Raw genomic sequence first — 25,545 nt, 5'->3', positions numbered from 1 at the left:
AACCTGTATAGACACCGGCATGAATCCCATCCAGCTCTTCGACCCCGTCTCCTCGACCTTCACCTACATCATCGCCGGCCCGAACGACGATGAAGCAGCGATCATCGACCCGGTCGACGAGCACTGGGAGCGCGACCTCGCGCACATCGAGCGGCTCGGCCTGCGCCTGGTCTACATCCTCGAGACCCATGCCCACGCCGACCACGTGACCTCGGCCGGCCGCCTGCGCGCGCTGACCGGCGCCAAGGCCGCGGTGCCGAGCGGCTGCGGCATCCCGCCCGCCGAGCTGCAACTATGCGACGGCGATGTCATCCGCTTCGGCAAGGAAGAAACGATAGCAGTGCTGCACACGCCCGGCCACACGGCGGGCAGCATGTGCTACGTCTGGAGGGGGAATGTGTTCACCGGCGACACCCTGCTGATCGACGGCTGCGGCCGCACCGATTTCCAGGGCGGCAGCGCGGCGGCGCTGTACGACAGCGTGACGCGCAAGCTGTTCGCCCTGCCCGATGCAACCCGGATCTGGCCGGGCCACGACTACAAGGGGCAATCGGTGTCGACCATCGGCTGGGAAAAGCAGCACAACGCGCGCCTGGCGAACCGTTCGCTCGCCGATTTCGTCGTGCTGATGGGGCAGCTGAATCTGCCGCGCCCGAAGCTGATCGACGTTGCCGTGCCGGCCAACCGCAACCTCGGTTTGCCGCACAGCGTTTAAGGATTACATACCCGGGCCGCCGCCGCCCGGACCGCCGCCGCCGAATCCGCCCGGACCGCCTGGGCCGCCTGGCGGACCGCCACGGAAGCCGCCTTCACGTCCCTCGCCGCGCTGGCGCTGCGCACCGCCCTGGAAGCCGCCGAAGCGGTAAGCCAGGCCGATGAACGCCGTGCGCCCCGCGTAACGGGTGATCGTGTGCTGCTTCAGGTACTGCGTATCGGTGATCGTCTCCATCTTCTGCGAGCGGAACACGTCGCTTACATTGAACACCAGGCTCAGGGTCGGTGTCAGCGAACGCTTGTAGCTGAGGTTCAGGGTCGACATCGGCTCGCGGTATCCGCTGCCCGCGAGCGTCTTGCCCTGGGCATTCACCATCACTTGCACCACGTCTTCCGGCGTGAGCTGGTACTGGACGCGGCCGCGCGCGGTCAGCGAGGTCGCGGAACGCTTGTACTCGGCGCCGGTGATGTCGATCTGCTGCTGCTCGGTGAAGGCCAGGTTGCCGCTGGTCGTGATCGTCAGCTTGGGCGTGAGCTTGCCGTTCAAGGTAAACTCCAGGCCGCCGGCGCGGTTGCTGCCGCCGTTCTCCAGCGTCGTCAGCAGCACCGTATCGCTGACCGGCACCTGGCGGCTGCGGATCATGTCGCGGTCGGCGCGGTAGTAGGCGCGGACGTTGGCGTTCAGTTGGCCCGCCTTGGTCTCGTAGCCGATCTCGAAGGAGTCGGTCTGCACCGGCTTCAGCTTCGGATTACCGCTGGATTCGTTCAGCTCGTCCTGGTAGACCAGGAATGGATTCAGCTGCTGCCCGGTGGCGCGGCGGATCCGGTGCGCGTAGGCGAAGCGCAGATTGGTCGTCTCGTTCAGCTTGTAGGTCGCGAACGCGCTCGGAATCCAGTTCATGTAGCTGTTCGTGACACTGGTGCCGGCCGTGATCTGGTCCAGGTCCATGTGCGTGTACTCGGTGCGCAGGCCGAGCAGCGCGCCCCAGCGCTCGTTCACCTTCCACTGGTAGGAGCCGTAGAGCGCCGCGTCGCGCTCGTCGACTTCGAAGGCATTCGTGAGCCGCAGGTTGGCGATTTCCGCCACGGTGAGCGGATCGAGGTCGAAGTAGCGGTTGTCGAACTGGCTGTCGGTGTCGATGATCTTGTAGCCGAGCTTGACGATGGCGCCGCTGTCGAGCGGCCTTTCGTAGTCGCCCGTGTAATCGACGATCCTGACCTTGGTCGCGCCGTATTGCTGGCTGGTCGAATCGACGCCCGAGAACGGAAAGCGCGGATCCGGCGAGCGCGGCGGCGACAGGAAATAATCGTTCACCGAGCGCGATTCGCTGTCGGTATCGCTGTTCGACACGCGCAGGTCCATGCGGAACAGCTCGCCGATCTTCTCGCCCTTGTGGTCCCAGCGCGCGCCCCAGTTGGAACCGGTGTTGTCGCCACTGCCTTTGGCGGTGCGGAGGTAATCGCTGTACGGCAGGCCGTTGTTCGCGGTCGTGTAGCGGTTCTGGTTGAGGTTATCGGTGTCGCGCTTCTGGTAGCCGAGGCTGGCCTCGAGCGTATCGTCCTGGCCGAGGTTATAGGTCACCTGGCCGGCGAAGCCCGCCATGTCGTTCAGACCGGTCCTCGAACCGACTGTGTGCGTGTGCTGGTCGACGCCGGTACGCGGATCGATGCGGTCGCGGTCGCTTTCGCTGACCTGGTCCTTGCCATCGTGGCGGACGAACACGCGGCCCTGAATGCCCCAGCGCCCGCTGTTGTAGCCGCCGTTCAGCGCCGAGTTGTAGCGCCCGGCGCTGCCGTAGTTGGCATTGACCACACCCTGGCCGCCCGGACGGCGCGAACGCTTCATGACCAGGTTCAGGATCGGCCCGCCGCCGCCCTCGTTGCCGAATTCGGCGCCCGGGTTGTTGATCACCTCGATGGAATCGATGTCCTCGGCCGGCATGGCCTGCAGCATCGAGCCGCGGCCCTCGCCTTGCAGCATGGCCGACGGCTTGCCGTCCACCAGGATCTGGACATTGGTATTCCCGCGCAGCGAGATGGTGCCGTCCGGATCGACGCCGACCGAGGGCACCTTGGCCAGCGCATCGGCGGCGCTGTCGTTCGAGGTGCTGACGTCGGTCTTGGGGTCGTAGACCTGGCGGTCGATACGGTTGGTCTGGCGCTCGCCGACCACGCTCACGGACTGGATCTTGTTGCCGGTGCCGGCCTGGCCCGAAGTGGCGGTACTGGCCGATGCAGGGGTGGTGGCGGGCGCCGGACTGGCGGCCGTCGTGTTTTGGTCGGCCTGCGCCATCGCCGGCTGCAGCGCGGCCAGGTCGCACAGGGCCAGGCCAATGGCCAGATAATGCGCGCGCCGGCGCCGGGAGGCGCCACCGGTGCGCTTGCGTGGGGAGTGGTTCATTTGATTGTTATGGGCGTCGAACGTGTCTCGGGGTCGCCGACCGGGCACGATGCCGGGCGAACGAAGGCTGAAGGATACCTGAACAACAGCGAAAGTTGCCGGTCCTTACAATTCTTTGCACACGTCAATACACCCCGGAAACGCCACCGACGAACTGATATTCTCCCCCGCGCGCCATGCATGGATTATTATTGCTGTCTTTAAAGCAATATCTTCAAGGCGGGTACCGATGGCGCTCCACGAAAATCACCTCAAGCGCGGCCTCAAGAGCCGGCACATCCAGCTGATCGCCCTTGGCGGCGCGATCGGCACCGGCCTCTTCCTCGGGGTCGCCGAGACGGTCAGGATGGCCGGCCCCTCGATCCTGCTGGGCTACGCGGTGGCCGGCCTGGTCGCCTTCCTGATCATGCGCCAACTGAGCGAAATGATGGTCGACGAACCGGTGGCCGGCTCGTTCAGTCATTTCGCGGATAAATACTGCGGCCGCTTCGCCGGCTTCCTGACCGGCTGGAATTACTGGGTGCTCTACGTCCTGGTCAGCATGGCGGAATTGTCCGCGGTCGGCATCTACGTCCAGTACTGGTTCCCGGAGATACCGACCTGGGTCTCGGCGCTCGGCTGCTTCGTGTTCGCCAACGCGATCAGCATGTTCAATGTGCGTGCCTTCGGCGAGACCGAATTCTGGTTCGCCGTGATCAAGGTGGTCGCCATCGTCGCCATGATCATCTACGGCATCTTCCTGCTGTTCTCCGGCGGCGCCGGCCCGCAGGCCGGCGTGGCCAACCTGTGGCAGCACGGCGGCTTCTTCGCCCATGGCGTCTCGGGCCTGGTGATGTCGATGGCGGTGCTGATGTTCTCGTTTGGCGGGCTGGAAGTCATCGGGATTACCGCTGCCGAGGCGGACGACCCGTCCAAGTCGATTCCGAAGGCGACCAACCAGGCGCTGTGGCGGATCCTGGTGTTCTATGTCGGTTCGCTCGCGGTGCTGCTGTCGCTGTATCCCTGGGACCAGATCAAGCCCGGCGCCAGCCCCTTCGTCCTGATCTTCAAGGCGCTGGATGCGGGCGTGGTCGCGCACGTGCTGAACCTGGTGGTGCTGACGGCCGCGGTGTCGGTCTATAACAGCTGCGTGTATTCGAACAGCCGCATGCTGTATGGCCTGGCGACGCAGGGCCATGCGCCGCGTGCGCTGCTGAAGGTGAATGAGCGTGGGGTGCCGCTGGTGTCCTTGGGGGTGTCCGCTGTTGCTACCGTGATTTGCGTGGCGGTGAATTTTGCCATGCCGGGCAAGGCGCTCGGGATGCTGATGGGGCTGGCCGTGGCGGGGATGATGATCAACTGGGCGATGATCAGCTGGAGTCATTTGCGCTTCCGGCAGGCGAAGGCGGTGCAGGGTTTCAAGCCGGTGTTTGGCAGCCCTTTCTATCCGGTAACGAACTGGCTTTGCCTGGCGTTTTTGGCGGGGATTTTGGTGATTATGTTCTTGACGCCGGAGATGCGTATGTCGGTGTGGCTGATTCCGGTGTGGCTGTTGGTGCTGGGGATCGGCTATCGCATGAGCGAACGCAGGAAGCTCGTCGCGAGCAGCGCATCGTGAAGCAAGCGGCCATCGCCAGCCTTGCCATGCTTGCGCTGACGGTATCGGGCTGCGCGCGGCATCCCGATGCGCCGCCAGCCGCGAAGGACACGAAGGACACGAAGGCCATACAGGGATTCGACGCCATCCATCTCGAGCGAACCGCATGCTTCGGCGAGTGTCCGGTGTACCAGCTGGACATCGCCAGGGACGGATCCGGCAGCTTCACCGGCAAAGAATTCGTGAAGGCGAAGGGCGTGCGCGAAGTCCGGCTCAGCCCAGGCGACGTCGCCCTGATGTCGGCGGTGCTGGAGCGGTCCGGTTTCGCGTCGTGGAAGGCCAGCTACCTGTCCGCCGAGGATGGATGTACCACCATGTACACCGACAATCCCTCCGTGACGATCAGCGTCACCAAGGGCGGGAAGACAAAGACGGTGATGCTCTATCAGGGCTGTAGCGGCCCTGCCGTCCCCACCGAGGCCGTGGACTGGCTGGCGAATACCATCGATTTCCTGGCCAACATTCGCGCGCTCACTTTGCTTCCCCGATGAAGCGCAGGTGATCGATCGCGATGACGTTGCCCTGTGCTGCGGCCCTGTCATACCAGCGGCGCGCTTCGTCCAGATCGCGCGGAAGCTGCTTTCCGCTTTCGTACCTTCGCGCCAGCGAGACCTGCGCCATGGGCTCCCCAGCCTCTGCCGCGAGGGGCACCAGCTTCAGGCCTGCCGCCCGCTCTTCGTCGGTCTTGGCCCGCGATTCGATGATCGTACTGAGGACATAACGCGCTTGCGCGTTGCCTTCGAGAGCAGCCTGCTTGAGCTTCGCGAGCGTCTTTCCGCTCGACGGATCGATCGTCCACAGATACTGCACAGTCATCCACATGGTCACGGCCTGACCATTCACAATGCCAGGCATATGGCGGCATTTGTGGAAGACCTGCCGCGCAGCCTGGTCAAGGGCGGCCGACCCGCTGGAGAGCAGGATCTTCGAATCGAGCACGGCGCCGTTTTCATCCACCTGAAGGCCAACGAAGACCACGCCTTCCTCGCTGTTCCTCAAGGCCGAACTCGGATAGGCGGGGAAGCCGCATTGCTTGAAGTCGATCGTCGGTAACTTGTACTGCGCTTCCTCGGCAAGGGCAAGGCCGCTCGCGAAATACAGGGCCGCGGCAAGAACGAAAGTCGATATGGTCCGCTTCATGGGGCGCTCACTGCTCGAGTGGTCGAAATGGCAATCATAAAGTATTGCCATCATCGCCACAAACTTTGAGGCTGCCCACACCTCAAGTAGGCGGGCGCCGCTCAATGCCCCGGCATCACCATCAACTGCACCCCGGAAGCCGTCTGCGCCGCATGATAAACCCGCTGTGTCGCCGCCTTGAAGTCCTCCGGCCTGGCCTTCGGAATCGAGGTGAAGGTCTGCGGATTCAAATCGATCAGCGGGAACCAGGAGCTCTGCACCTGCACCATGATGCGGTGGCCGCGGCGGAAGGTGTGGTTGACGTCGCCGAGGTGGTAGCTGATCGCCTCGATTTTGCCCGGCACGAAAGGCTCGGGCTTCTCGAAGCTGTTGCGGAACTTGCCGCGCAGCGGATTGCCGCGCACCAGCTGCTGGAAGCCGGCCAGGCTGGTCTCTGGCGTGCCGACGTCCTTGCCGCGGGCGCCGCGTTCGCCGGCCGGGTACTCGGACGGATAGACGTCGATCAGCTTCACCACCCAGTCGGCATCGGTGCCGGTGGTCGAGACGAACAGCTTGGGCGTGACCGGGCCGGCCACCGTCACGTCCTCTTCCAGCACGTCCGACTGGTAGACCAGCACGTCCGGGCGGGTGGCGGCGAAGCGCTGGTCGGACACCATGTACTCCTGCGGCACCTGGGTCGAGGCATAGCCGATGTAGGGCACCGGCTTCTTCGGGTCCGACACGTACTCGTCATAATCGGACTGCGCGGCGGCGCCGGCCGGCTGGGTCCAGGACAGCTTGCCGCCGGCGCCGAAGTACAGCGTGCGCGCTTTCGCCTGCACCGGCGGCCAGGCCGTGTACTGGCGCCAGACATTGGAGCCGGTCTCGAAGGCGGTGACCTCGGCGATCGGCTTGTTCGGCTTCACGCCCTTCAGGTGCTGCTCGAAGAAGGGGAACTGGAGCTGGCTGCGGAAGTACTCGCCGGTCTTGCTGTCGAAGCGCACGTGGCCCAGCTGCGCGCCATCGTAACGCGCCCAGCCGCCGTGCACCCACGGCCCCATCACCAGGCCGCTGAAGGTGCCCGGGTTGTACTTCTTGACCGCCTGGTAGGTCGTGAAGGGACCTTGCGGGTCTTCGGCATCGAACCAGCCGCCCACCGTCAGCACGGCGGCCTTGACGTTCTTCATGTGGCGCGAGATGTCGCGGGTCTGCCAGAACTGGTCGTAGGTGTCGTGCTCGATGGTCGGCGCCAGGTAGGCGCGCTGGCCGTCGGTCAGGGTACCGAGGATGTTCGGCATGCTCTGGTGCTTCAGGAAGAAGTCGTAGGCGTCGGCCGCGCCGTAGTCGAAGCGTTCGCGGTTCTTCGGGCCGGTGGTCGGGTTCTTCTGCTCGACGAAGTTGGCGTAGAAGCCGAAGTTCGCCGCCAGCATGAACGCGCCGCCGTGGTAGGAGTCGTCGCCCATGTACAGGTCCGTCACCGGCGCCTGCGGCGAGGCCGCCTTGATGGACGGGTGCGAATCGATGATGCTGGCGGCGGCGTAGAAGCCCGGGTAGCTGATGCCGTAGATGCCGGCCTTGCCGTTGTTGTTGGGGACGTGCTTGAGCAGCCATTCCATGGTGTCGTACATGTCCTGGCTTTCCTGGCCCTCGCCCGTCGCGCGCTTGGGCAGCGCGTGCGGCGTCATTTCGACCCATTTGCCCTCGGACATATAGCGGCCGCGCACGTCCTGCTTGACGAAGATGTAGCCGGCGTCCTCGAACTCCTTCGATGGGCCGATCGAGGCCGGGAACCAGTCCTCGCCGTAGCGCAGTTCGCCGTCGGCGTAGACGCCCGAGCTGTAGGGCGTGCGGTTCAGCAGGAAGGGATAGCTCTTGGCCCCATCCTTCGGCACGTAGACCACCGTAAACAGCTTCGTCCCGTCGCGCATGGGGATGCGGTACTCGTACTTGGTGTAGAGCGCACGCAGGTCGCGCTGCGGCGCCGGCGCGTCGGCTGCCGACTCGGCTGCGGCGGCGGCCGTGGTGCCGGCATGGGCGCCGGCGGCAAATGCGAGGGACAGCGACAGCGCGATGATCGAGAGGCGGCGGCGGTTCATAGGGCTCCTGGTGGTCCTTGGCGGAATGACAAAACCACGAGTATAAGGTCGAAGATTTATGACTGCCAGTCAAAAATACTTCGACAGGTAATAGACGCCGGAATCCGGGAACACGGTCGCCACCCGCAAGCCCTGCAGCCTGGGCAGAAGCTGCGCGATCCCGGCCACCACGCAGCCGCTGGAGCCGCCCGCCAGGATGCCCTCCTTCTGCGCCAGGCGCCGGCACCAGTCCAGCGCATCCTCGTCCTTCACCTGCACCACGTCGTCGACCACGGCCGGATCGAAGCTGGACGAGGGCTGACGCTTGCCCACGCCTTCGATCGCGCTCTTGAAGCTGCCGTCGGCGGGTCGGTCGGTCACCAGCTTGCGGTAGGCGGAATTCAGGGGTTCGACGCCGATCACCCGCACGCTTTTGTTCTGCTCCTTCAGGTAGCGCCCGATGCCGGAAATGGTGCCGCCCGAACCGACGCCGCAGACGAAGACGTCGACCTCGCCGGCCAGCTGGCGCCACAGCTCCGGGCCGGTGTCGCGGTAATGGGCCTCGCGGTTCAGCGGCGTGCAGTACTGGTCCAGGTAGTGGGCGTCATGCTCGCCGGCCAGGCGCTCGGCGGCGGCGTGGTAATCGTCCGGCGCGCACAGGTGGACCGATGCCCCGTAGGCGCCGATACGCTTGACCTTCTCGCTGCTGGTGGTGTCGGGCACGGTGACGTCGCAGCGCAGGCCCATCACGGCGCTGGCCATCGCAAGCGCCGCGCCGGTATTCCCGGACGAGCTCTCGACCACGTGCGCGGTCCCGGACGGCATCCCGCGCAGCATGTGCCGCACCATGCGGTCCTTGATGCTGCCGCCGGGGTTCATGTACTCCAGTTTGGCGGCCACGTTCGCGGCCGGGAAGATCCGGCTTAACCTGACGACCGGCGTTTCGCCGATCGCTTCCATCACCGATGCTTTGACTTGGGATTGCACGCTTGTCCGTCCTTGAATGATTGCCACAAGGAAACATTAGCACGCGCAGATTGTTACCGGCGCGCGATTGGCAATCGTGCAAAGAGAGGTTCGGGCATGCTTCAGCTGCACCGCTGTCTGCAGCGATTCGCCGCGTCTTATACAATCTTTATCAGGCCAATCCCCCCCACGACAGGAGAAAAGCATGTCCGGTTACAGCATCAACATCGAACAAAAAACCCTCGCAGGAAACAACTTCCGCGAAGTCCTCTACACGACTCAGCGCAGCCAGCTGGTCATCATGACCCTGCAGCCGGGCGAAGAGATCGGCATGGAGCACCACACCGGCCACGACCAGTTCATCCGCGTCGAAGCCGGCACCGGCGTCGCCATCCTCGACGGCGAAGAGCACCAGCTGGAAGACGGCGTGGCCGTGGTGATCCCGGCCGGTACCGAGCACAATGTGATCAACAAGTCGCAGTCCGAACCGATGCGCCTGTACACGCTGTACACGCCGCCGGAGCACCCGGACGGCATCGTTCACGCGACCAAGGCCGAAGCCGACGAGTACGAGAAGCACCACCACGAGGAATGATCGCGGCGCCGTTGCGGCTTCAGCCCCGGCAGGCGAAGCCGTAGCGGGTCATTTCGCAGCCGCGCCGGAGGCACTGGCGTTCGTCGTAGCCGTGGGCGCGGCATTGCAGCAGGGTTTCTTCGCGGCGCTGGCGGGCCGAGGGTTCGGTGTCCTGGACGCGGGCCCGGGCTTCCTGCTGCGGCCTGGCCTGCTTGCGTTCCTTGCTGCGCGGGCGCTTCGGCGGTACCGCGGGCTCGTCGCCGAGGGCGACTGGCTTCACGGTGCGGTCGGTGATGCTGAAGGGCGAGGTATCGATGGCGCCCGGCCCGGCAGGCCTTGCGGCGGGCAGCGCCGAGGGCGGCAGCGCCGACACCGGCGCCAGGATCGCGGCCGAATTATCGGCGTTGGCGGCCGCGGCGCTCTTCGGCGCCGGCGGCGCTTCGGCTGCCCGGCCGGTCCCCGGCACATTGGCCTCCGGCGACGGGTTCGTATTCGCCACCACCACCAGCGCACCTTCCACCCGGCTCTGCTCGTACAGCCAGAAGCCGCCGCCGGCCACCAGCGCCAGCAGCACGCCGGCCGCGCCCCAGCTCAGGAGCCGGGTCTTCCACCGGCCGTTCCATTCGCCACTGTCGTGCACGGCCACGTCGCGCGCCAGGCGTTCCGTGAGCCAGTCGGGATCGCCGCCGCCCGCGGGCGCGCCTTGCGGCCATTCGCGCACGGTGGTGTCCGACAATGGCGGCGTGAGGCCGGAAGCCGTCGGCTGAGGCGCAAAGCCGCGGGCCCGGCCGGGTAGCGGCGTGGTGGCCTGGGCGCCGTCGGGGACCTGTACCTGTGCCTGTGCTTGCACCGGCGGCGACTCGAGCGGCGACTCGAGCGGCGGTGACGCAGGCATCATGGGCGGCGGGAATTTCACCGTCGCGTCGGCATCCGCTTGCTGCTGCGGACGCTGCCACACGGCCGGACGCGGCCGCGCGACGGGCCTGGAGACGGACGTCGCCGGTGGCGGCGGCGTGGTCGATGCGGGTGGCGGCGTGGTCGATGCGGATGGCGACGCCGCGGCCTTGGCAGGCGCAGCCGGTGCCGGTGGCAGGGCCTCGGCCGGTACAACTGTTGCCTCGAGCTCCGCAGGCGCGGCGGATGCAGCAGTCGCAGGCGGCGCGGCAGGCGGTTCAGTCCGCGCGCCGGCGCCTGGCCGCGGCGGCCCGGCATGGTCCGCCCGGCTGTCGTTGAAATCCTGTAGCAGTTGGGTCTTCATGGGCGATCGCGTCGCTTCTGCGTTCCGGACTCCCAGTCTACCGGATCGCCCACCTTGCCGGAGCGCGCCTGAACGCGTCCGGCTTACTGCTCAGCGATAAAACTCAACAGTAAAAACAAGCACTTACAGGCTCACCGACACCGTCATCGCACTCTGGCGCAGGGCCGGCAAGTCGACTTCCAGCAGGCGCTTACCAGCGTGCCAGCGGTAGGCCAAAGCCTTGCCGCCGGCCTGCACCGCGCGTGGCTTGCGCGCGACGTTGTGCACCTTCAGGGCAAAGCTGTGCGACGACGCGGCATAGGCGGCCCCGGCTTCCGGCGCCAGGCCGATCTGGAGCTTGCCGGCCTCGAAGCGGCTGCTGAAGCGGACCAGCTCGTACTTTCCGGCCTCGAAGGCGTTCGGGGTCATGCCGTCGTCGTCGTACAACTGGCCGCTTGAGGCCGCTACGCCGTCATCGTGCCAGTAGTGCAGGTCGAGGGCGCGGCTGTCGTAGTCGCGGGTGCTCTGCACCACCTTCGCCATCGGCACGAAGGCGCCGGCGCGCACATAGGTCGGGATGTGGCCGGCAACCGGCGTGACGATTTCGGTGATGCCGCCGCGGTGCGGCTGGTCGTCGTAGAAGTCGAACCAGACCGAACCCTTGGTCGGGAAGTGGATCTCCTTGCGGGTCGCGCCCGGCTCCACCACCGGCGCCACCAGGAAGCTCGGCCCCCACAGATAAGTCGACGAGATGCCTGCCGCGCCTTCCTCGTCCTGCTCCTCGAACAGCATCGGACGCATCATCGGCATGCCGCTGCGGCTGTTCTCGAAGGCGATCGTGTAGTTATACGGCAGCATGGCATAGCGCAGGCGCACCGCCTCGCGCGCCAGGGCCTTCGTCTTCGGCTCGCGGAACACGGGTTCCGGCGCCACGTCTTCCTGCGCATGCGGGCGGAACACCGGCTGGAACACGCCGTACTGCAACCAGCGCACGTACAGCTCGTCGTCCAGCACCGGACCGGCAAAGCCGCCGAGGTCGGAATGCATCCAGGCCTGGCCCTGCATCCCCATCTGCAGCGAGATCTCCATCTGCGATTGCAGCCCGCCCCAGCCGCGGCTGACGTCGCCGGACCAGGGGATCATGCCGAAGCGCTGCGAACCCGAATACCCCGAGCGCATCAGGATGAAGGGACGCTCCGCCGGATAGTCGCGCGCATAGCCGTCGTGGATCATGCGCGCCCATTCGTGGCCGTAGATGTTGTGCACCTGGTCGGCGGTCCCCAGCACATGCCGGGCCGCGCTCGGGTGCATCTCCGGCTCGCCGAGGTCGCCCCACCAGCCGGCCACGCCGCCCGCCTTCAAGTCCTTGTAGATGTTCCAGAACCAGTCGCGCGCTTCCGGCTTGAAGACATCGACCAGGCCAGTGTTCCCGAAATAGAAATCGTAGGTGAAGGGTTTGCCGTCCGGGCCGGTCGCCAGGACCTGCTTCCGCGCCGCTTCGTTCCAGCGGCTGGAAGTCGTCAGGATGAAGGGCTCGGTGATCACCACCGTCTGCACGCCCTTCTGCCTGAAGTCCGCCATCATCTGCTCGGCATGCGGGAAGCTGTCGCGGTCCCAGGCCAGGTTGCCCATCGTGCCCTTGACGGTCTTGCCGAACCAGTAGAGGTCGAGCACGACGGCGTCCAGCGGGATGCCGTCGGCGATGAACTTGTCCACCACCGCGCGCGTTTCAAGCTCGGTGTGATAGCCGAAGCGGCTGGCGAAGTTACCGAAGGCCCAGCGCGGCGGCAGCGGCTGGCGCCCCGTCAGGCGGGTGTAGCCGTCCATGATCTGGGCCCAGTCGTCGCCGGCGACGACCTGGTAGGTCTTCGGCCCGCCGATGGCCTCGAAGCGCAGCGTGCCGTCCTTGCGGCTGTCGAGGTCGAGGTAGCCGGCCTGCGGATTGTCGAAGTGGATCGCGTAGCGCTTCGAGGACAGCGCCATCGGAATCCCGTAGCCCATCTGCTCGGCGTGCGCGCCGAAACCATAGGACGCCTTGTTATACAACGGGAAGCGGTAGCCGCGGCGGTTCATGCCGACCGCGCGCGAACCGGCGCCGTACAGGGCTTCGTTGCCCTCGACCGCGAATTCGATTTCCTCGAGCTTGTCGGCATGCGTGTAGCCGCGCTTCTCGGCCACCAGCGGCATGCCTTTGTAGCTGTAGCCGATGCGGAAGGGCGACTTCTCGACCGTGACCGTGATGCCTTCGGTGGACAGCACGATGCGGCTTGCGTCTTCCTGGACCTTGGCCGCCACCTGGCCGGCTTGCAGGACCACCGCGTGCGACGGCGCCTGCGGCTTGCCCTCGTCCGCGGACGGGATGAAGCTGGTCTCGACGATGTTCGGTGCGTAGGGCTTGATCAGGTAGCGGCCGTCGCTGGTGGCGATCTCGATGCCATTGCCGGCGTTCCTGACGCCGATGAAATGGCGGTCGGCGTTCTGGGCGTGGGCCAGCGGGCTGGCGGCCAGGGTAGCGAAGGCGGCGGCCAGGGCGGCCTTGAGGCGGGTGTGTTTCATGGTCTCGGGATGATGGTCATGGTTCTTCCGAGAGCATGCCAGAATTTACATGGATGAGGTAGTAAATTTACAGCAGAAATCAGGCCGGCGAGCGGCGAGCGTCGTTTCGCATACCTGGTTGATCCGTAGTTTGACTACTGCCGCGCTCAAGGTGCGGCAAGGGCGGCTTGACTCTGCCACAATACTGCCAAATCGACATCGGGAGCTTTCATGCGCATCGCCACCTTCAACGTCAACGGCATCAACAGCCGCCTGCCTGCCCTGCTCCAATGGCTGGAAGAGACGCAGCCGGACGTCGCCTGCCTGCAGGAGCTGAAGGCGCCGCAGGAAAAATTCCCCGAAATGGAAATCCGCGCCGCCGGCTACCACCCGATCTGGCACGGCCAGAAAAGCTGGAACGGCGTCGCGATCCTGGCGCGCGACGCCGAGCCCCAGGAAGTCGGGCGCGGCCTGCCCGGCGACCCGGAGGACGAGCAGAGCCGCTACATCGAGGCCGCCGTGAACGGCATCCTGGTGTGCTGCCTGTATCTCCCGAACGGCAACCCGGCGCCCGGCCCCAAGTTCGACTACAAGCTGCGCTGGTTCGATCGCCTGCACAAGCGCGCCCAGGAACTGATCGATACCGGCGCCCCGGTGGTCATCTGCGGCGACTACAACGTGATGCCGACCGAGCTCGATGTCTACAAGCCCGAACGCTGGCTCGCCGACGCCCTGTTCCGTCCCGAGACCCGCGCCGCCTGGCGCAAGCTGGTCGACCAGGGCTGGCTGGACGCGCTGCGCGCGACCCACCCCGACCAGGTCATCTACACCTTCTTCGACTACATGCGTGACGCCTACGGACGCAACGCCGGCCTGCGCATCGACCACCTGCTGCTCAGCCCATCGCTGGCGCCGAAGCTGAAGGCGGCGGGGGTCGACCACGAAGTACGCGGCCGCGAGAAGCCGAGCGACCATGTGCCGACCTGGGTCGACCTCGACTGGCCCTGAACCGGCCTAAGCCAGCGCCGGCCTGCCCTCCACCATCACCAGCCGCATCGCGCTGCCGGTCACGCTGTCGATGTCCGGCGTGTAGCCATCCTCGATCCAGCGCAGCGCGATGTGGATCACGCCGCCCACCACGCCGGCCTGCAGCAGCGGATCGGCGACGCCGGCTTCCGGCCCGGCGATGCGCGCGACTTCTTCGCCGATCGCGCGCAGGGAGGCGTCGAAGGCCTTGTCGACGGCGCGGCTGACGCCCCGGATCTCGACCAGGAACACGCGCGCCGAGCGCGGATCGCGCTGTAGCGCCGAGAAGTAGGCGCGCAGCATCGCGCGCGCCCGTTCCGCGCGGGTGGCGCCCGGCGCCACGCCGGACGCGCGGATTTCGCCGAACACGGCGTAGGTCACCGCGTTGTAGGACGCGATCAGCAGGTCCTCGCTGTTGGCGAAGGATTCGTAAAAGTAGCGTTCCGTCAGGCCGGCCGCTTCGCATACCGCCTTGACGGTGGCCTGCCGATAGCCGCGCTCGCCATACACCTGGATGGCGGCTGCGATCAACTGGCTGCGCCGCTGGGCGCGGCGTTCGTCCTGCGACACGCCCCGATAGGGACGCGCTGGTGGGGTTTCTCGAGACATCCTTCTATTTTGCCACGGAATGTTGTCAGAACAAATGTGACAATGTAGAGTGTCACTATAAAGAACCAGAACAAAGAGACAACATGCATTCCTCTTCGAAGCGGCAAGACGCGCATCTGGACCCACCTCTGGACGTATTGATCGTCGGCGCCGGCCTGTCCGGCATCGGCGCTGCCTGGTACCTTCAGCGGCGCTGCCCGGACAAGCGCTACGCCATCCTCGAGGCGCGCGAGGCCATCGGCGGCACCTGGGACCTGTTCCGCTATCCCGGCGTGCGTTCCGACTCCGACATGTACACCCTGGGCTACGCCTTCCAGCCCTGGACCGCCGGCAAGGCCATCGCCGACGGCCCCGCTATCCGCGACTACATCCAGGACACCGCGCGCCACAACGGCATCGACCGCCACATCCGCTTCGGGCACAAGGTGACGGGCGCCGCCTGGTCGAGCGAGGATGCCTGTTGGACCGTGCAAGCCGAGCATGACGGCGCCCCGGTCACGATCCGCACCCGTTTCCTGTACATGTGCAGCGGCTATTACAGCTACGAGGAAGCCTACCGCCCGCGCTTCGAGGGCGAGGACGGGTACCTGGGCAAGATCGTGCAGCCGCAGTTCTGGCCGCAGGACCTCGACTACCGGCGCAAGCAGGTGGTGGTGGTCGGCAGCGGCGCCACCGCCGTGACCCTGGTGCCGGCGATGGCCGAGAAGGCCGCCCACGTCACCATGCTGCAGCGCTCCCCTACCTATGTCGTCACGCGCCCGTCCGAGTACGGCTTCGCGCGCAGGTTCCGCAGCTGGCTGCCGGAAAAGGCCGCCTACCGGGCCACGCGCTGGCGCGTGATCTTCGAGAGCATGCTGCTGTACCGCGTGGCGCGCAGCAAGCCGGCGCTGGCAAAGCAGAAGATCATCGAGATGGCGCGGCACCAGCTGGGCAAGGACTTCGACGTCGGCACCCATTTCACGCCCGACTACAAACCCTGGGACCAGCGCATCTGCGTGGTGCCGGACGGCGACATGTTCAAGGCCATCCGCAAGGGCTGGGCATCGGTCGTGACCGACCATATCGAACGCTTCACCGAGACCGGCGTGCTGCTCAAGTCGGGCAAGGAACTGGCGGCCGACGTGGTGGTGCTGGCCACCGGGCTGAAGATCAGGATCCTGGGCGGGATCGCCATCACCGTCGACGGCAAGCCTTTCCACGCCTGCGAGGCGATGTCGTACAAGGGCATGATGCTGAGCGAGCTGCCGAACTGCGTGATGACCTTCGGCTATACCAACGCCTCCTGGACCCTGAAGGCCGACCTCACCGCGGCCTATGTGTGCCGGCTGCTGCGCTACATGGACCGCAAGGGCGTCGCCATCGCCGTGCCGCGCCGCGAGGCCGGAGTCGAGCCCCAGCCCTTCCTCAACTTCACTTCCGGCTATGTGCAGCGGGCGAAGGGAGAGCTGCCGCAGCAGGGTTCGCGCAAGCCCTGGCAGGTCTACCAGAACTACTTGCAGGACATGATCACCATCCGCTACGGCCGCATCGCCGACGGCGTCATGCACTTCGGCGCCGCCGAAGCCAAACAAGAAGGAGCCATGCCTTGAAGCTCAGTAACCGGGTTGCCGTCATCACCGGCGCCGGCAGCGGCATCGGCCGCGCCACCGCCCTCGCCATGGCCCGCCGCGGCTGCCACCTGGCGCTGGCCGACATCAACGAAGCCGGCGCCCAGGCGACCGCGCAAACGGCCCAGGCCTTGGGCGTGCGCGCCACCGCCCACCGGCTCGACGTGGCCGATCGCGCCGCCGTCGCCGCCTTCCCGCAGGAAGTCAGGCAGGCGCACGAGCGGGTCGACATCCTGATGAACAATGCCGGCGTGGCCGTGGGCGGCACCTTCGAACAGGTCGGCGCGGACGACTTCGACTGGCTGATGGAGATCAACTTCCACGGCGTCGTGCGCATGACCCGCGCCTTCCTGCCGCTGCTGCACGGCTCGGACGACGCGCGCATCGTCAACGTCTCCAGCATCTTCGGCATCATCACGCCGCCGGGCCAAGCCGCCTACTCGGCCAGCAAGTTCGCGGTGCGCGGCTTTTCGAACGCGCTGCGCCTCGAGCTCGAAGGCAGCACGGTCGGGGTCTCGGTGGTGCATCCGGGCGGCGTCGCCACCTCGATCGCGACGAATGCCCGCGTGCCGACCGGCGCGCACGGCGACGAGATCGCGCGCGGCCGCAAGGCCATGCAGAAGATGCTGCGCATGCCGCCCGAACAGGCCGGCGAGATCATCGTGCGCGGCATCGAGAAGCGCCAGGCCCGCATCCTGGTCGGCAGCGACGCCAAGGCCGCCGCCCTGCTGGAACGCCTGGCACCCGTCGGCTACTGGAACCTCCTCAAGAAAGCGATGAAGCGATGAACATTGTCCTGACCGTGATTGGTTTCCTCCTTGGCTTCGTCCTGCTGTTCGTCGCCATCCTTGCCCTGTTCACCGCCTGGACCGCGCGCAAGGTCGAGAGCGCGCTCCCGGCAAAGGGGCGCTTCATCGACGTGCCGGGCGCGCGCCTGCATATCCGCGAGTTCGGCGAGGCCGACGCCGAGCGCCCGGCCATCGTGATGATCCACGGCCTGGCCGGCCAGCTCTCGCACTACACCTATGGCGTGGCCGGCAAGCTGTCCGCGCGCCATCGCGTGGTCGTGGTCGACCGCCCCGGCTCGGGCTACTCGACCCGCGCCCCGGAGACCGCCGCCGACCTGTCCACGCAAGCCGCCGCGATCGCGGCCCTGCTCCGCACCCTCGGCCTGGGCCCTGCCTTCGTGGTCGGCCACTCGCTGGGCGGCGCGATCGCGCTGACCCTGGCCCTCGAACATCCGCGGCAGGTGGCCGGCCTGGGCCTGCTGGCGCCGCTCACGCACCTGCGCGAGGATGTGCCGCCGGCGTTTGCCGGACTGACCATCCAGTCGCCTTTCGTGCGCAAGCTGCTCGCCTGGACGCTGGCAATTCCGGCCTCGATCAAGAAAAGCGCCGCGACCCTGGAGATGGTGTTCGGGCCGGAAGCGGTGCCGAAGGATTTCGCGACCAGGGGCGGCGGCTTGCTGAGCCTGCGTCCTTCGGCTTTCCTGTCGGCGTCTGCCGACCTGCAGGCCTTGCCGGCGTGCCTGCCGCTGGTGCAGGCGCGCTATGGCGAACTGCGCGTGCCGGTGAGCGTGTTGTACGGGAAGGATGACCGGATCCTGGACTGGCAGGCAAATGGCCAGGCGCTGGTGGACAAGGTGCCGGGGGCGCGGCTCGAGCTGGTCGAGGGCGGGCATATGCTGCCGGTGACGCAGGTGGAGAAGACGGTGGCGTTTATCGAGACTGCTTTGCAGGGGCTAGCTCACGACGCGTCGTTCCCGCGCAGGCGGGAATCCAAGTTGGGCGAGCTAACGTAACGCGTGCAGAACTTGGGGGGAGAGTGCCGGGGGGCACTCTCCCGCCTTCGCGGGAACGACGGGATTAGGCCACACTCCCCAACACCGCCGCCAGACCGCTCAAATCATAAGGCTTGCGCAACACCAGCGCATCCGGCCAGTTGTTCACTTCCCCCTTGCCGGTCGCGAACACGATCCGGATCCCGGGCGCCAGCACGCGCGCCTCGGCGGCCAGCATGTCGCCTGACATGCCCGGCAGCTGGACGTCGGTGATCAGCAGGTCGGACTCGCTGGAGACCAGTCCGAGCGCCTCCTCCGCGGTCCCGGCCGAGCACACTTCGTGGCCGAGGTGGACCAGCAGGGCCTCGGTGGCGTCGCGGATTTCTTCCTCGTCTTCCACCAGCACGATCCGCAGCGATGGCGCTTCCGACCGGTCGTCCGCGCGCGGATACAGCACCGGCGGCTCGCCCGGCGTCCGGCTGCGCTGGTTGGCCAGCACCTGGCGGATACGGCGCGCCAGGCTTTCGCGCGTGTAGGGTTTGCCCAGCAGTTCGACGCCGGGGTCGAGGCGGCCGCCGTGCACGATCGCGTTCTCGGTATAGCCCGAGGTGAACAGCACCGCCAGACCGGGCAGGCGCTCGCGCGCCATGCGCGCCAGCTCCGGGCTGCGTAGCGTGCCGGGCATGACGACGTCGGTGAACAGCACATCGATGGGCACGCCGGATTCCACTACCGCCAGCGCGCTGGCCGCATCCGCCGCCTTCAGCACGCGGTAACCGAGCTCGGTCAGCATCTCGACCACCGTGGCGCGCACCGCTTCGTCGTCCTCGGCCACCAGGATGGTCTCGGTGCCGCCCACCGGCGGCGCGAGCTCGGCCACCGGCGCCAGCGCATCCTCGGCCGCCAGGGTGCGCGGCAGGTAGATCTTGACGGTCGTGCCCTGCCCCGGCTCGCTGTAGATCTTCACGTGCCCGCCGGACTGCTTGACGAAGCCGTACACCATCGACAGTCCCAGGCCCGTGCCTTTCCCTTCCTCCTTGGTCGAGAAAAAGGGTTCGAAGGCCTGGCGCAGCACCTCGGGGGACATGCCGGCGCCGGTGTCGGTCACGCCGATCATCACGTACTGGCCGGGCGCGACTTCGGCGTGGTTGCGGCAGTACAGGTCGTCCAGCACTGCGTTGTGGGCCTCGATCGTAAGCCGGCCCGCGCCGGCCATCGCGTCGCGCGCATTGATCGCCAGGTTCAGCACCGCATTCTCGACCTGGGCGACGTCGACGGCTGTGTTCCACAGGCCGCCCGAGATCACCAGTTCAACCTCGACCTCTTCGCCCAGCGAGCGGCGCAGCATGTCTTCCATGCCCATCACGACGCGGCTGATTTTCACCACGCGCGGCTCCAGCGGCTGGCGGCGGCCGAAGGCCAGCAGGTAGCTGGCCAGCTTGGCGCCCTTCTCGACCGCCGAGCGGGCATTGACTATCCAGCGCTGGACCTCGAGGCCCTCGCAATGCACCTCGAGCAGCTGCAGGTTGCCCGAGATGATCTGCAGCAGGTTGTTGAAGTCGTGGGCCACGCCGCCGGTCAGTTTGCCGATGGTCTCCATCTTCTGCGACTGCTGCAGCGCCAGCTCGGTGCGGCGGATCTGCTCGGCCTGTTCGCGGTCGGCCGTGATGTCGCGCCCGATCGCGTGGATGAAGGCGGCGTCCGGCGCGGCCGACCAGGACAGCAGGCACCAGCTGCCGTCCTTGCGGCGGTAGCGGTTCTCGAACTTGTAGACGTAGTGGCCGCTGCCCAGAGAATCCATTTGCGCCGCGGTGGCGCCATGGTCGTCCGGGTGCACCAGGTCGAGCACGTTGCGGCCGACCACGTCGGCCTCGCTCCAGCCCAGCAGCGACGCGAAAGCCGGGCTGACCGCCTCGATCCTGCCGTTGAAACCCGCCACCAGCATGATGTCCTTCGACAGCCGCCACATGCGGTCGCGCTCCGCCGTGCGCTGCGCCACCGCCTGTTCGAGGCTGGCGTTCAGGTGCTCGAGCCGCTGCTCGCTTTGCTTGCGGTCTTCGATATCGGTATTCGTGCCGACCCAGGCGCTCACCTCGCCGTCGCCGCCGCGCAGCGCCACCGCGCGGCACAGGTGCCAGCGCCAGGCGCCGTCATGCGCGCGCAGGCGCATCTCCGCTTCATAGGTGGCGCCGGAGGCCACCGCGGTCGCCCAGCGCGTGGTGACCTGCGGCAGGTCGTCCGGGTGCACGATCGCGGTCCACGCGATGCCTTTCAAATCCTCGAACCCCAGGCCGCTGTAGGCATAGGCATAATCGTTGAACCAGTCATTCTTGCCGTCCGCGGTGGCGCTCCACACGTGGTGCGGGATCGCCTGCGCAAAGCTGAGGAAGCGCGCCTCGCTCTCGCGCTGCGCCTGCTCCGCCAGCACGCGCTCGGTGACGTCCTGGCCCTGCACGAAGACGCCGGTCACGCTGCCGTCCTCGCCGCGCAGCGGCTGGTAGACGAAGTCGATGTAGTACAGGCGGCGCTCGAATTCGCCCTCCGACAGCCACAGCGGCGCGGCGGTGGCGGCAAACGGCTCGCCGCTGCGGTAGACCCGGTCCAGCTGATCGACGAAGCCCTGCGGCACCGTCTCCGGCAGCGCCTGGCGCACCGGCCGGCCGATCACCGGACGTTCACCGATCAGGGTGCTGTAGGCCGCGTTCACCAGCGCGAACACATGCTCCGGGCCGGTGAGCTGGGCGACGAAGCCCGGCGCCTGCTGGAAGATGGCGCGCAGGCGGCTGTGTTCGGCGTCCAGCCCGGCCTCGGCCCTGACCTTGGCGGTGCTTTCGACCACCACCGCCATCACGCCGAGCGCTTCGCCGTTCTCGCCGATTACCGGCGAGTAATCGAGGTCGAACCAGCACTGGGCCGGCCTGCCATCGCGCTCCAGTGTCATCGCGATGTCGCGGTAGGACAGCGTGCCGCCGTCCAGCACCACCTTCAGCACGTTGGCGTTGAAACCGGCGGCCTCATTCCAGGCTTCGCACACGGGCCGGCCGAGCATGGCCGGGTGGCGCGAAGCGGCAATCGCCGCATAGCCGGCGTTGTAGATCATGACGCCTTCACGGCCCCACAGGGTAACGATGGGCGCCGGCGAGCGCAGCACCAGTTCGACGGTGGTGCGCATGGCGGCGGGCCAGTTGCCGATGGGGCCGAGGCTGGTGGCGCTCCAATCGTGGTCGTCGATCAGTTTGCCGAGGATTCCACCGTCACTGCCAAAGGTCCTTGCCGGGGCCGCGTCGCGCATCGCCATGTTGTCAATATGCCTACTATTCCTGTGAAGCCCGCAATTTTAAAGGGTTTGAAGATACGTGGAAACACGATTCGAGACGGGCGCGCACGCTTGCCGCAGCCGACCCGGCTTCGCTGCGGCGCATGCTAGTGTCTTGTCCTGTGCCTGCCGGGAGAACTTGCCTTTACGGGCGGTTCCCGTGCTGCAGGGCAGCAGAAAAATATTCGCGCAAAACATGCGTGTGCGGCCTTGCGGCAATTAATATGTTTTCTGCTGTACACACCTTTACCGAGGGGAAAGCGAACTATGAGCCAGAGTCAACCTCTGTCGCTGCACGTCCCGGAGCCTACCGGCCGTCCGGGTTGCAAGACTGATTTTTCGTATCTTGGATTGAATCCCGCCGGCGTCGTGCCGCGCCCGCCCGTCGATGTCCGTTACCAGGACACCGCGGAAATCGCCTCCAGCCTGATCCGCGTGCTGGACGAAAACGACGATGCCGTCGGCCCCTGGGCGCCGGAACTGGACAAGGAGACCCTCCTGGCCGGCCTGCGCACCATGATGAAGACCCGCATCTTCGACGCCCGCATGGTCATCGGCCAGCGCCAGAAGAAGATGTCCTTCTACATGACCTCGCTCGGCGAGGAAGCCATCGGCGCCGCCCACGCGCTGGCGCTGAAGGATGGCGACATGTGCTTCCCGACCTATCGTCAGCAAAGCCTGCTGATGGCGCGCCAGTATCCGATGGTCGAGATGATCTGCCAGCTGCTGTCCAATGAGCGCGACCCGCTCAAGGGACGCCAGCTGCCGGTGATGTACTCGTCCAGGAAGGACGGCTTCTTCACGATTTCCGGCAACCTCGCCACCCAGATCCCGCAAGCGGTCGGCTGGGCCATGGCCTCGGCCATCAAGGGCGACACGAAAATCGCCTCCGGCTGGATCGGCGACGGCGCCACCGCCGAGAGCGACTTCCATACCGGCCTCACCTTCGCCCACGTCTATCGCGCTCCCGTGATCCTGAACGTGGTCAACAACCAGTGGGCCATTTCCAGCTTCCAGGCCATCGCCGGCGGCGAGAGCGTGACCTTCGCCGCGCGCGGCGTCGGCGCCGGCATCGCCTCGCTGCGGGTGGACGGCAACGACTTCCTGGCCGTGTACGCGGCCTCCTGCTGGGCCGTCGAGCGCGCCAGAAGCAACCTGGGGCCGACCTTGATCGAGTGGGTCACCTACCGCGCCGGTCCGCATTCGACCTCCGACGATCCCGCGCGCTACCGCCCGGCCGACGAATGGACCTACTTCCCGCTGGGCGATCCGATCGGCCGCCTGCGGCGCCACCTGGTCAAGAAGGGCTGGTGGTCCGACGCCGAGCAGGACGCGCTGCAGGTGGAACTGGAAGCCGAAGTCCTGGCCGCGCAAAAGGAAGCCGAGCAATTCGGCACGCTGATCGATGGCCGCGTGCCGAGCGCCGCGTCGATGTTCGAGGACGTCTATAAAGAGATGCCCGAACACCTGCGCCGCCAACGCCAACAACTGGGGGTGTGAAGTGATGCGAGATATTGAAAAAGATGTTGTGACCACGCCCATGACCATGATCCAGGCCCTGCGTTCGGCCATGGACGTGATGATGGAACGCGACGACAACGTGGTCGTCTACGGCCAGGACGTGGGCTATTTCGGCGGCGTGTTCCGCGTCACCGACGGCCTGCAGGCCAAGTACGGCAAGCACCGCGCCTTCGACGCCCCGATCTCCGAGGGCGGCATCGTCGGCACCGCGGTCGGCATGGCCGCCTACGGCCTGCGCCCGGTGGTAGAGATCCAGTTCGCCGACTATTTTTATCCGGCGACCGACCAGATCGTCTCCGAAGCGGCGCGCCTGCGCTACCGCTCGGCCGGCGATTTCACCTCGCCGCTGACCATCCGCATGCCCTGCGGCGGCGGCATCTACGGCGGCCAGACCCACAGCCAGAGCCCGGAAGCCTTCTTCACCCACGTGTGCGGCCTGCGCACCGTGATGCCCTCGAACCCCTACGATGCGAAAGGCCTGCTGATCGCCTCGATCGAGAACGACGACCCGGTGATCTTCCTGGAGCCCAAGCGCCTGTACAACGGGCCCTTCGACGGCCACCACGACCGCCCGGTCACATCCTGGTCCAAACACGCCCTGGGCAAGGTGCCGGAGGGCTATTACACGGTCCCGCTGGACAAGGCGGCGATCTTCCGCCCCGGCGCGGATCTCACCGTGCTGACCTACGGCACCATGGTCTGGGTCTCGGAAGCGGCGGCGAATGAAACCGGCATCGACGCCGAGATCATCGACCTGCGCACCCTGTGGCCGCTGGACCTCGACACCATCGTCGAATCGGTCAAGAAGACCGGCCGCTGCGTGGTGGTGCATGAGGCGACCAGGACCAGCGGCTTCGGCGCCGAACTCGCCTCCCTGGTGCAGGAACACTGCTTCTACCACCTGGAAGCGCCGATCGAGCGCGTCACCGGCTGGGACACGCCCTACCCGCACGCGCAGGAGTGGGCGTACTTCCCCGGACCGGAACGCGTCAGCGCGGCATTCAAACGAGCGATGGAGGCATAACAGGTGGGTATTCACATCATCAAGATGCCCGATGTGGGCGAAGGCATTGCGGAATGCGAAGTGGTGGCCTGGCGCGTCCAGCCCGGCGACACGATCACGGAAGACCAGATCCTGGCCGACGTCATGACCGACAAGGCCACCGTCGAGATTCCGTCGCCGGTGCACGGCACCGTCATGGCGCTGGGCGGCAAGGTCGGCGAATCGCTGCCGGTGGGTGGCGAACTGATCCGCATCGAGGTCGAGGGCGCGGGCAATTTCAAGGGCGATGCCGGCAAACCCGCCGCTGCTTCGGCGCCTGCCGCCGCGCCGGCCGCGGACGAGCCGGCCGAGCTGCCGCATGGCTTCGTGCCGGAGCCGCAGCGGGTCGCAGCCGGTGCGGCCAGCGTGGCGGCGCCTGCTGCCTCCGCGGCGCGCGCACCGGCGGCGGCGCCCTCTCCGGCTGCGCGCCCGGCGCGGCCTGAGCCGCAAGGCAAAGACGCTGCGCCCCGCGCGCTTTTCCGTGATCCGAACGAAAAACCCCTGGCCGCGCCCGCCGTGCGCAAGCGCGCCTGGGACATGGGCATCGAACTGCAATACGTGGCCGGCAGCGGACCGGCCGGCCAGATCACCCATGCCGACCTCGACGCCTATGTATCCGGAAGCCGGCGCGGCCATGCCACCCAAGCCGGCGGCGACAGCCGCTATGCCGAGCTGCACGGCGAGGAAGCGGTGCCGCTGATCGGCCTGCGCCGCAAGATCGCCGAGAAGATGCAGCTGTCGAAGCGGCAGATTCCGCACTTCACCTACGTGGAAGAAGTCGATGTCACCGAACTCGAAGCCCTGCGCGCCCAGCTCAACGACCGCTACGGCAAGGAGCGCGGCAAGCTGACCCTGCTGCCGCTGCTGATGCGCGCGGTGGTGCTGGCGATCCGCAAATTCCCCGAGGTGAATGCGCGCTTCGACGACCAGGCCGGCATCGTCACCCGCTACCAGCCGGTCCACCTCGGCATCGCCACCCAGACCGACGCCGGCCTGATGGTGCCGGTGATCCGCAACGCCGAGGCCCGCGATCCGTGGTCCAGCGCGAAGGAGATCCTGCGCCTGGCGGAAGCCGCGCGCACCGGCAAGGCGGCGCGCGACGAGCTGTCGGGCTCGACCATCACCATCACCAGCCTGGGCCCGCTGGGCGGCATCGTCTCCACCCCGGTGATCAACCATCCGGAAGTGGCCATCGTCGGCGTCAACCGCATCCTCGACCGCCCGGTCGTGAAAAACGGCGGCCTGGTGCCGCGCAAGCTGATGAACCTGTCGTCGTCTTTCGACCACCGGGTCATCGACGGCATGGTCGCGGCCGAGTTCATCCAGACCGTGCGCGGCTACCTCGAGTCGCCGGCAACGCTGTTCGTCGAATAAAGGCTCACTGAGA

General features: G+C 66.7%; 19 protein-coding genes. 11 read left to right on the top strand and 8 right to left on the bottom strand.

Annotated features, from left to right (window positions below; all coding sequences use genetic code 11):
• Positions 1–19: 19 nt before the first annotated feature.
• Entirely contained in the window at positions 20–715 is a 696-nt protein-coding gene (locus tag ACFPO9_RS00465) for an MBL fold metallo-hydrolase (RefSeq protein ID WP_379765416.1), read from the top strand.
• Between the two features lie 3 nt (positions 716–718).
• On the opposite strand, the gene ACFPO9_RS00460 is transcribed toward ACFPO9_RS00465, so the two are convergent.
• Positions 719–3,115 carry a TonB-dependent receptor domain-containing protein gene (locus tag ACFPO9_RS00460; protein ID WP_379765413.1) on the bottom strand — a complete coding sequence of 799 codons (2,397 nt, stop codon included), beginning with the start codon at positions 3,113–3,115 and terminating at the stop codon, positions 719–721.
• A gap of 229 nt (positions 3,116–3,344) precedes the next feature.
• Here ACFPO9_RS00460 and ACFPO9_RS00455 point away from each other — a divergent pair, with 229 nt between their 5' ends.
• Both ACFPO9_RS00455 and ACFPO9_RS00450 read left to right on the top strand, forming a co-directional pair.
• Positions 3,345–4,712 carry an amino acid permease gene (locus ACFPO9_RS00455; protein ID WP_379765410.1) on the top strand — a complete coding sequence of 456 codons (1,368 nt, stop codon included), beginning with the start codon at positions 3,345–3,347 and terminating at the stop codon, positions 4,710–4,712.
• A complete protein-coding gene (locus tag ACFPO9_RS00450; protein WP_379765407.1) occupies positions 4,709–5,242 on the top strand; it encodes a DUF6438 domain-containing protein in 534 nt (177 codons plus the stop codon). Before ACFPO9_RS00455 ends, ACFPO9_RS00450 begins: the two co-directional genes overlap by 4 nt.
• Here ACFPO9_RS00450 and ACFPO9_RS00445 read toward each other — a convergent pair.
• The 3 genes from ACFPO9_RS00445 to ACFPO9_RS00435 all read right to left on the bottom strand — a co-directional run bounded on the left by ACFPO9_RS00445 (position 5,223) and on the right by ACFPO9_RS00435 (position 8,932).
• Complete coding sequence (locus tag ACFPO9_RS00445) at positions 5,223–5,891, bottom strand: TonB family protein (protein WP_379765404.1); 669 nt, start codon at positions 5,889–5,891, stop codon at positions 5,223–5,225. The two genes, ACFPO9_RS00450 and ACFPO9_RS00445, sit on opposite strands and share 20 nt — an antisense overlap.
• A 101-nt stretch (positions 5,892–5,992) precedes the next feature.
• The gene (locus ACFPO9_RS00440) at positions 5,993–7,966 is read right to left on the bottom strand and encodes a CocE/NonD family hydrolase (RefSeq protein WP_379765402.1); all 1,974 of its coding nucleotides are present in this window, start codon (positions 7,964–7,966) and stop codon (positions 5,993–5,995) included.
• 69 nt (positions 7,967–8,035) lie between these two features.
• Entirely contained in the window at positions 8,036–8,932 is an 897-nt protein-coding gene (locus tag ACFPO9_RS00435; protein ID WP_379765399.1) for a PLP-dependent cysteine synthase family protein, read from the bottom strand.
• 184 nt (positions 8,933–9,116) lie between these two features.
• Here ACFPO9_RS00435 and ACFPO9_RS00430 point away from each other — a divergent pair, with 184 nt between their 5' ends.
• Positions 9,117–9,506 carry a cupin domain-containing protein gene (locus ACFPO9_RS00430; RefSeq protein WP_379765396.1) on the top strand — a complete coding sequence of 130 codons (390 nt, stop codon included), beginning with the start codon at positions 9,117–9,119 and terminating at the stop codon, positions 9,504–9,506.
• Positions 9,507–9,525: 19 nt separating this feature from the next.
• Here the strand turns inward: ACFPO9_RS00430 and ACFPO9_RS00425 are convergent, their stop codons facing one another.
• On the bottom strand, positions 9,526–10,743 hold the full coding sequence (locus tag ACFPO9_RS00425; RefSeq protein WP_379765393.1) for a hypothetical protein: 1,218 nt from the start codon (positions 10,741–10,743) through the stop codon (positions 9,526–9,528).
• A 123-nt stretch (positions 10,744–10,866) separates the two neighbouring features.
• Positions 10,867–13,278 (bottom strand): glycoside hydrolase family 31 protein, encoded by a 2,412-nt coding sequence (locus ACFPO9_RS00420; protein ID WP_379765390.1) that lies wholly within the window; start codon positions 13,276–13,278, stop codon positions 10,867–10,869.
• Positions 13,279–13,488: 210 nt separating this feature from the next.
• On the opposite strand from ACFPO9_RS00420, the gene xth reads away from it, so the two are divergent.
• Complete coding sequence (xth, locus tag ACFPO9_RS00415; RefSeq protein ID WP_379765387.1) at positions 13,489–14,265, top strand: exodeoxyribonuclease III; 777 nt, start codon at positions 13,489–13,491, stop codon at positions 14,263–14,265.
• 6 nt (positions 14,266–14,271) lie between these two features.
• Here xth and ACFPO9_RS00410 read toward each other — a convergent pair whose 3' ends face one another.
• Positions 14,272–14,892, bottom strand: a complete 621-nt coding sequence (locus ACFPO9_RS00410) for a TetR/AcrR family transcriptional regulator (RefSeq protein WP_379765384.1) — start codon at positions 14,890–14,892, stop codon at positions 14,272–14,274.
• An 83-nt stretch (positions 14,893–14,975) separates the two neighbouring features.
• Here ACFPO9_RS00410 and ACFPO9_RS00405 point away from each other — a divergent pair, with 83 nt between their 5' ends.
• From ACFPO9_RS00405 to ACFPO9_RS00395, 3 genes are read left to right on the top strand one after another with little or no spacing between them, the layout of a single operon-like run.
• Positions 14,976–16,481, top strand: a complete 1,506-nt coding sequence (locus ACFPO9_RS00405) for a flavin-containing monooxygenase (protein ID WP_379765381.1) — start codon at positions 14,976–14,978, stop codon at positions 16,479–16,481.
• Positions 16,478–17,287 (top strand): SDR family NAD(P)-dependent oxidoreductase, encoded by an 810-nt coding sequence (locus ACFPO9_RS00400; RefSeq protein ID WP_379765378.1) that lies wholly within the window; start codon positions 16,478–16,480, stop codon positions 17,285–17,287. The genes ACFPO9_RS00405 and ACFPO9_RS00400 overlap by 4 nt, the downstream gene beginning before the upstream one ends.
• Positions 17,284–18,300 (top strand): alpha/beta fold hydrolase, encoded by a 1,017-nt coding sequence (locus ACFPO9_RS00395; RefSeq protein ID WP_379765375.1) that lies wholly within the window; start codon positions 17,284–17,286, stop codon positions 18,298–18,300. The genes ACFPO9_RS00400 and ACFPO9_RS00395 overlap by 4 nt, the downstream gene beginning before the upstream one ends.
• Positions 18,301–18,364: 64 nt before the next feature.
• Here ACFPO9_RS00395 and ACFPO9_RS00390 read toward each other — a convergent pair whose 3' ends face one another.
• Positions 18,365–21,577, bottom strand: a complete 3,213-nt coding sequence (locus ACFPO9_RS00390; protein WP_379765372.1) for a hybrid sensor histidine kinase/response regulator — start codon at positions 21,575–21,577, stop codon at positions 18,365–18,367.
• Between the two features lie 285 nt (positions 21,578–21,862).
• On the opposite strand from ACFPO9_RS00390, the gene ACFPO9_RS00385 reads away from it, so the two are divergent.
• Genes ACFPO9_RS00385 through ACFPO9_RS00375 form a run of 3 tightly spaced genes read left to right on the top strand, consistent with a single transcriptional unit; the run spans position 21,863 to position 25,532 of the window.
• Positions 21,863–23,095, top strand: coding sequence for a 3-methyl-2-oxobutanoate dehydrogenase (2-methylpropanoyl-transferring) subunit alpha (locus ACFPO9_RS00385; RefSeq protein ID WP_379765369.1), 1,233 nt, complete (start codon positions 21,863–21,865; stop codon positions 23,093–23,095).
• Positions 23,096–23,099: 4 nt separating this feature from the next.
• On the top strand, positions 23,100–24,140 hold the full coding sequence (locus ACFPO9_RS00380) for an alpha-ketoacid dehydrogenase subunit beta (RefSeq protein ID WP_379765366.1): 1,041 nt from the start codon (positions 23,100–23,102) through the stop codon (positions 24,138–24,140).
• A gap of 3 nt (positions 24,141–24,143) precedes the next feature.
• Positions 24,144–25,532, top strand: a complete 1,389-nt coding sequence (locus ACFPO9_RS00375) for a dihydrolipoamide acetyltransferase family protein (RefSeq protein ID WP_379765363.1) — start codon at positions 24,144–24,146, stop codon at positions 25,530–25,532.
• Positions 25,533–25,545 lie beyond the last annotated feature (13 nt).

Source organism: Massilia aerilata (assembly GCF_042656905.1).
In the GTDB taxonomy this organism is placed as follows: Bacteria; Pseudomonadota; Gammaproteobacteria; order Burkholderiales; family Burkholderiaceae_D; genus Telluria; species Telluria aerilata.
This window is presented reverse-complemented; position numbering and strand designations above follow the sequence as displayed.

What these genes read in the sequence shown, in the direction of transcription:
- ACFPO9_RS00460 (WP_379765413.1), bottom strand. Translation starts at nt 3,115, where the DNA reads ATGAACCACTCCCCACGCAAGCGCACCGGTGGCGCCTCCCGGCGCCGG.
- ACFPO9_RS00380 (WP_379765366.1), top strand. Translation starts at nt 23,100, where the DNA reads ATGCGAGATATTGAAAAAGATGTTGTGACCACGCCCATGACCATGATC.
- ACFPO9_RS00425 (WP_379765393.1), bottom strand. Translation starts at nt 10,743, where the DNA reads ATGAAGACCCAACTGCTACAGGATTTCAACGACAGCCGGGCGGACCAT.
- ACFPO9_RS00420 (WP_379765390.1), bottom strand. Translation starts at nt 13,278, where the DNA reads ATGAAACACACCCGCCTCAAGGCCGCCCTGGCCGCCGCCTTCGCTACC.
- ACFPO9_RS00390 (WP_379765372.1), bottom strand. Translation starts at nt 21,577, where the DNA reads ATGGCGATGCGCGACGCGGCCCCGGCAAGGACCTTTGGCAGTGACGGT.
- ACFPO9_RS00405 (WP_379765381.1), top strand. Translation starts at nt 14,976, where the DNA reads ATGCATTCCTCTTCGAAGCGGCAAGACGCGCATCTGGACCCACCTCTG.
- ACFPO9_RS00385 (WP_379765369.1), top strand. Translation starts at nt 21,863, where the DNA reads ATGAGCCAGAGTCAACCTCTGTCGCTGCACGTCCCGGAGCCTACCGGC.
- ACFPO9_RS00440 (WP_379765402.1), bottom strand. Translation starts at nt 7,966, where the DNA reads ATGAACCGCCGCCGCCTCTCGATCATCGCGCTGTCGCTGTCCCTCGCA.
- ACFPO9_RS00465 (WP_379765416.1), top strand. Translation starts at nt 20, where the DNA reads ATGAATCCCATCCAGCTCTTCGACCCCGTCTCCTCGACCTTCACCTAC.
- ACFPO9_RS00455 (WP_379765410.1), top strand. Translation starts at nt 3,345, where the DNA reads ATGGCGCTCCACGAAAATCACCTCAAGCGCGGCCTCAAGAGCCGGCAC.
- ACFPO9_RS00395 (WP_379765375.1), top strand. Translation starts at nt 17,284, where the DNA reads ATGAACATTGTCCTGACCGTGATTGGTTTCCTCCTTGGCTTCGTCCTG.
- ACFPO9_RS00430 (WP_379765396.1), top strand. Translation starts at nt 9,117, where the DNA reads ATGTCCGGTTACAGCATCAACATCGAACAAAAAACCCTCGCAGGAAAC.
- xth (WP_379765387.1), top strand. Translation starts at nt 13,489, where the DNA reads ATGCGCATCGCCACCTTCAACGTCAACGGCATCAACAGCCGCCTGCCT.
- ACFPO9_RS00410 (WP_379765384.1), bottom strand. Translation starts at nt 14,892, where the DNA reads ATGTCTCGAGAAACCCCACCAGCGCGTCCCTATCGGGGCGTGTCGCAG.
- ACFPO9_RS00445 (WP_379765404.1), bottom strand. Translation starts at nt 5,891, where the DNA reads ATGAAGCGGACCATATCGACTTTCGTTCTTGCCGCGGCCCTGTATTTC.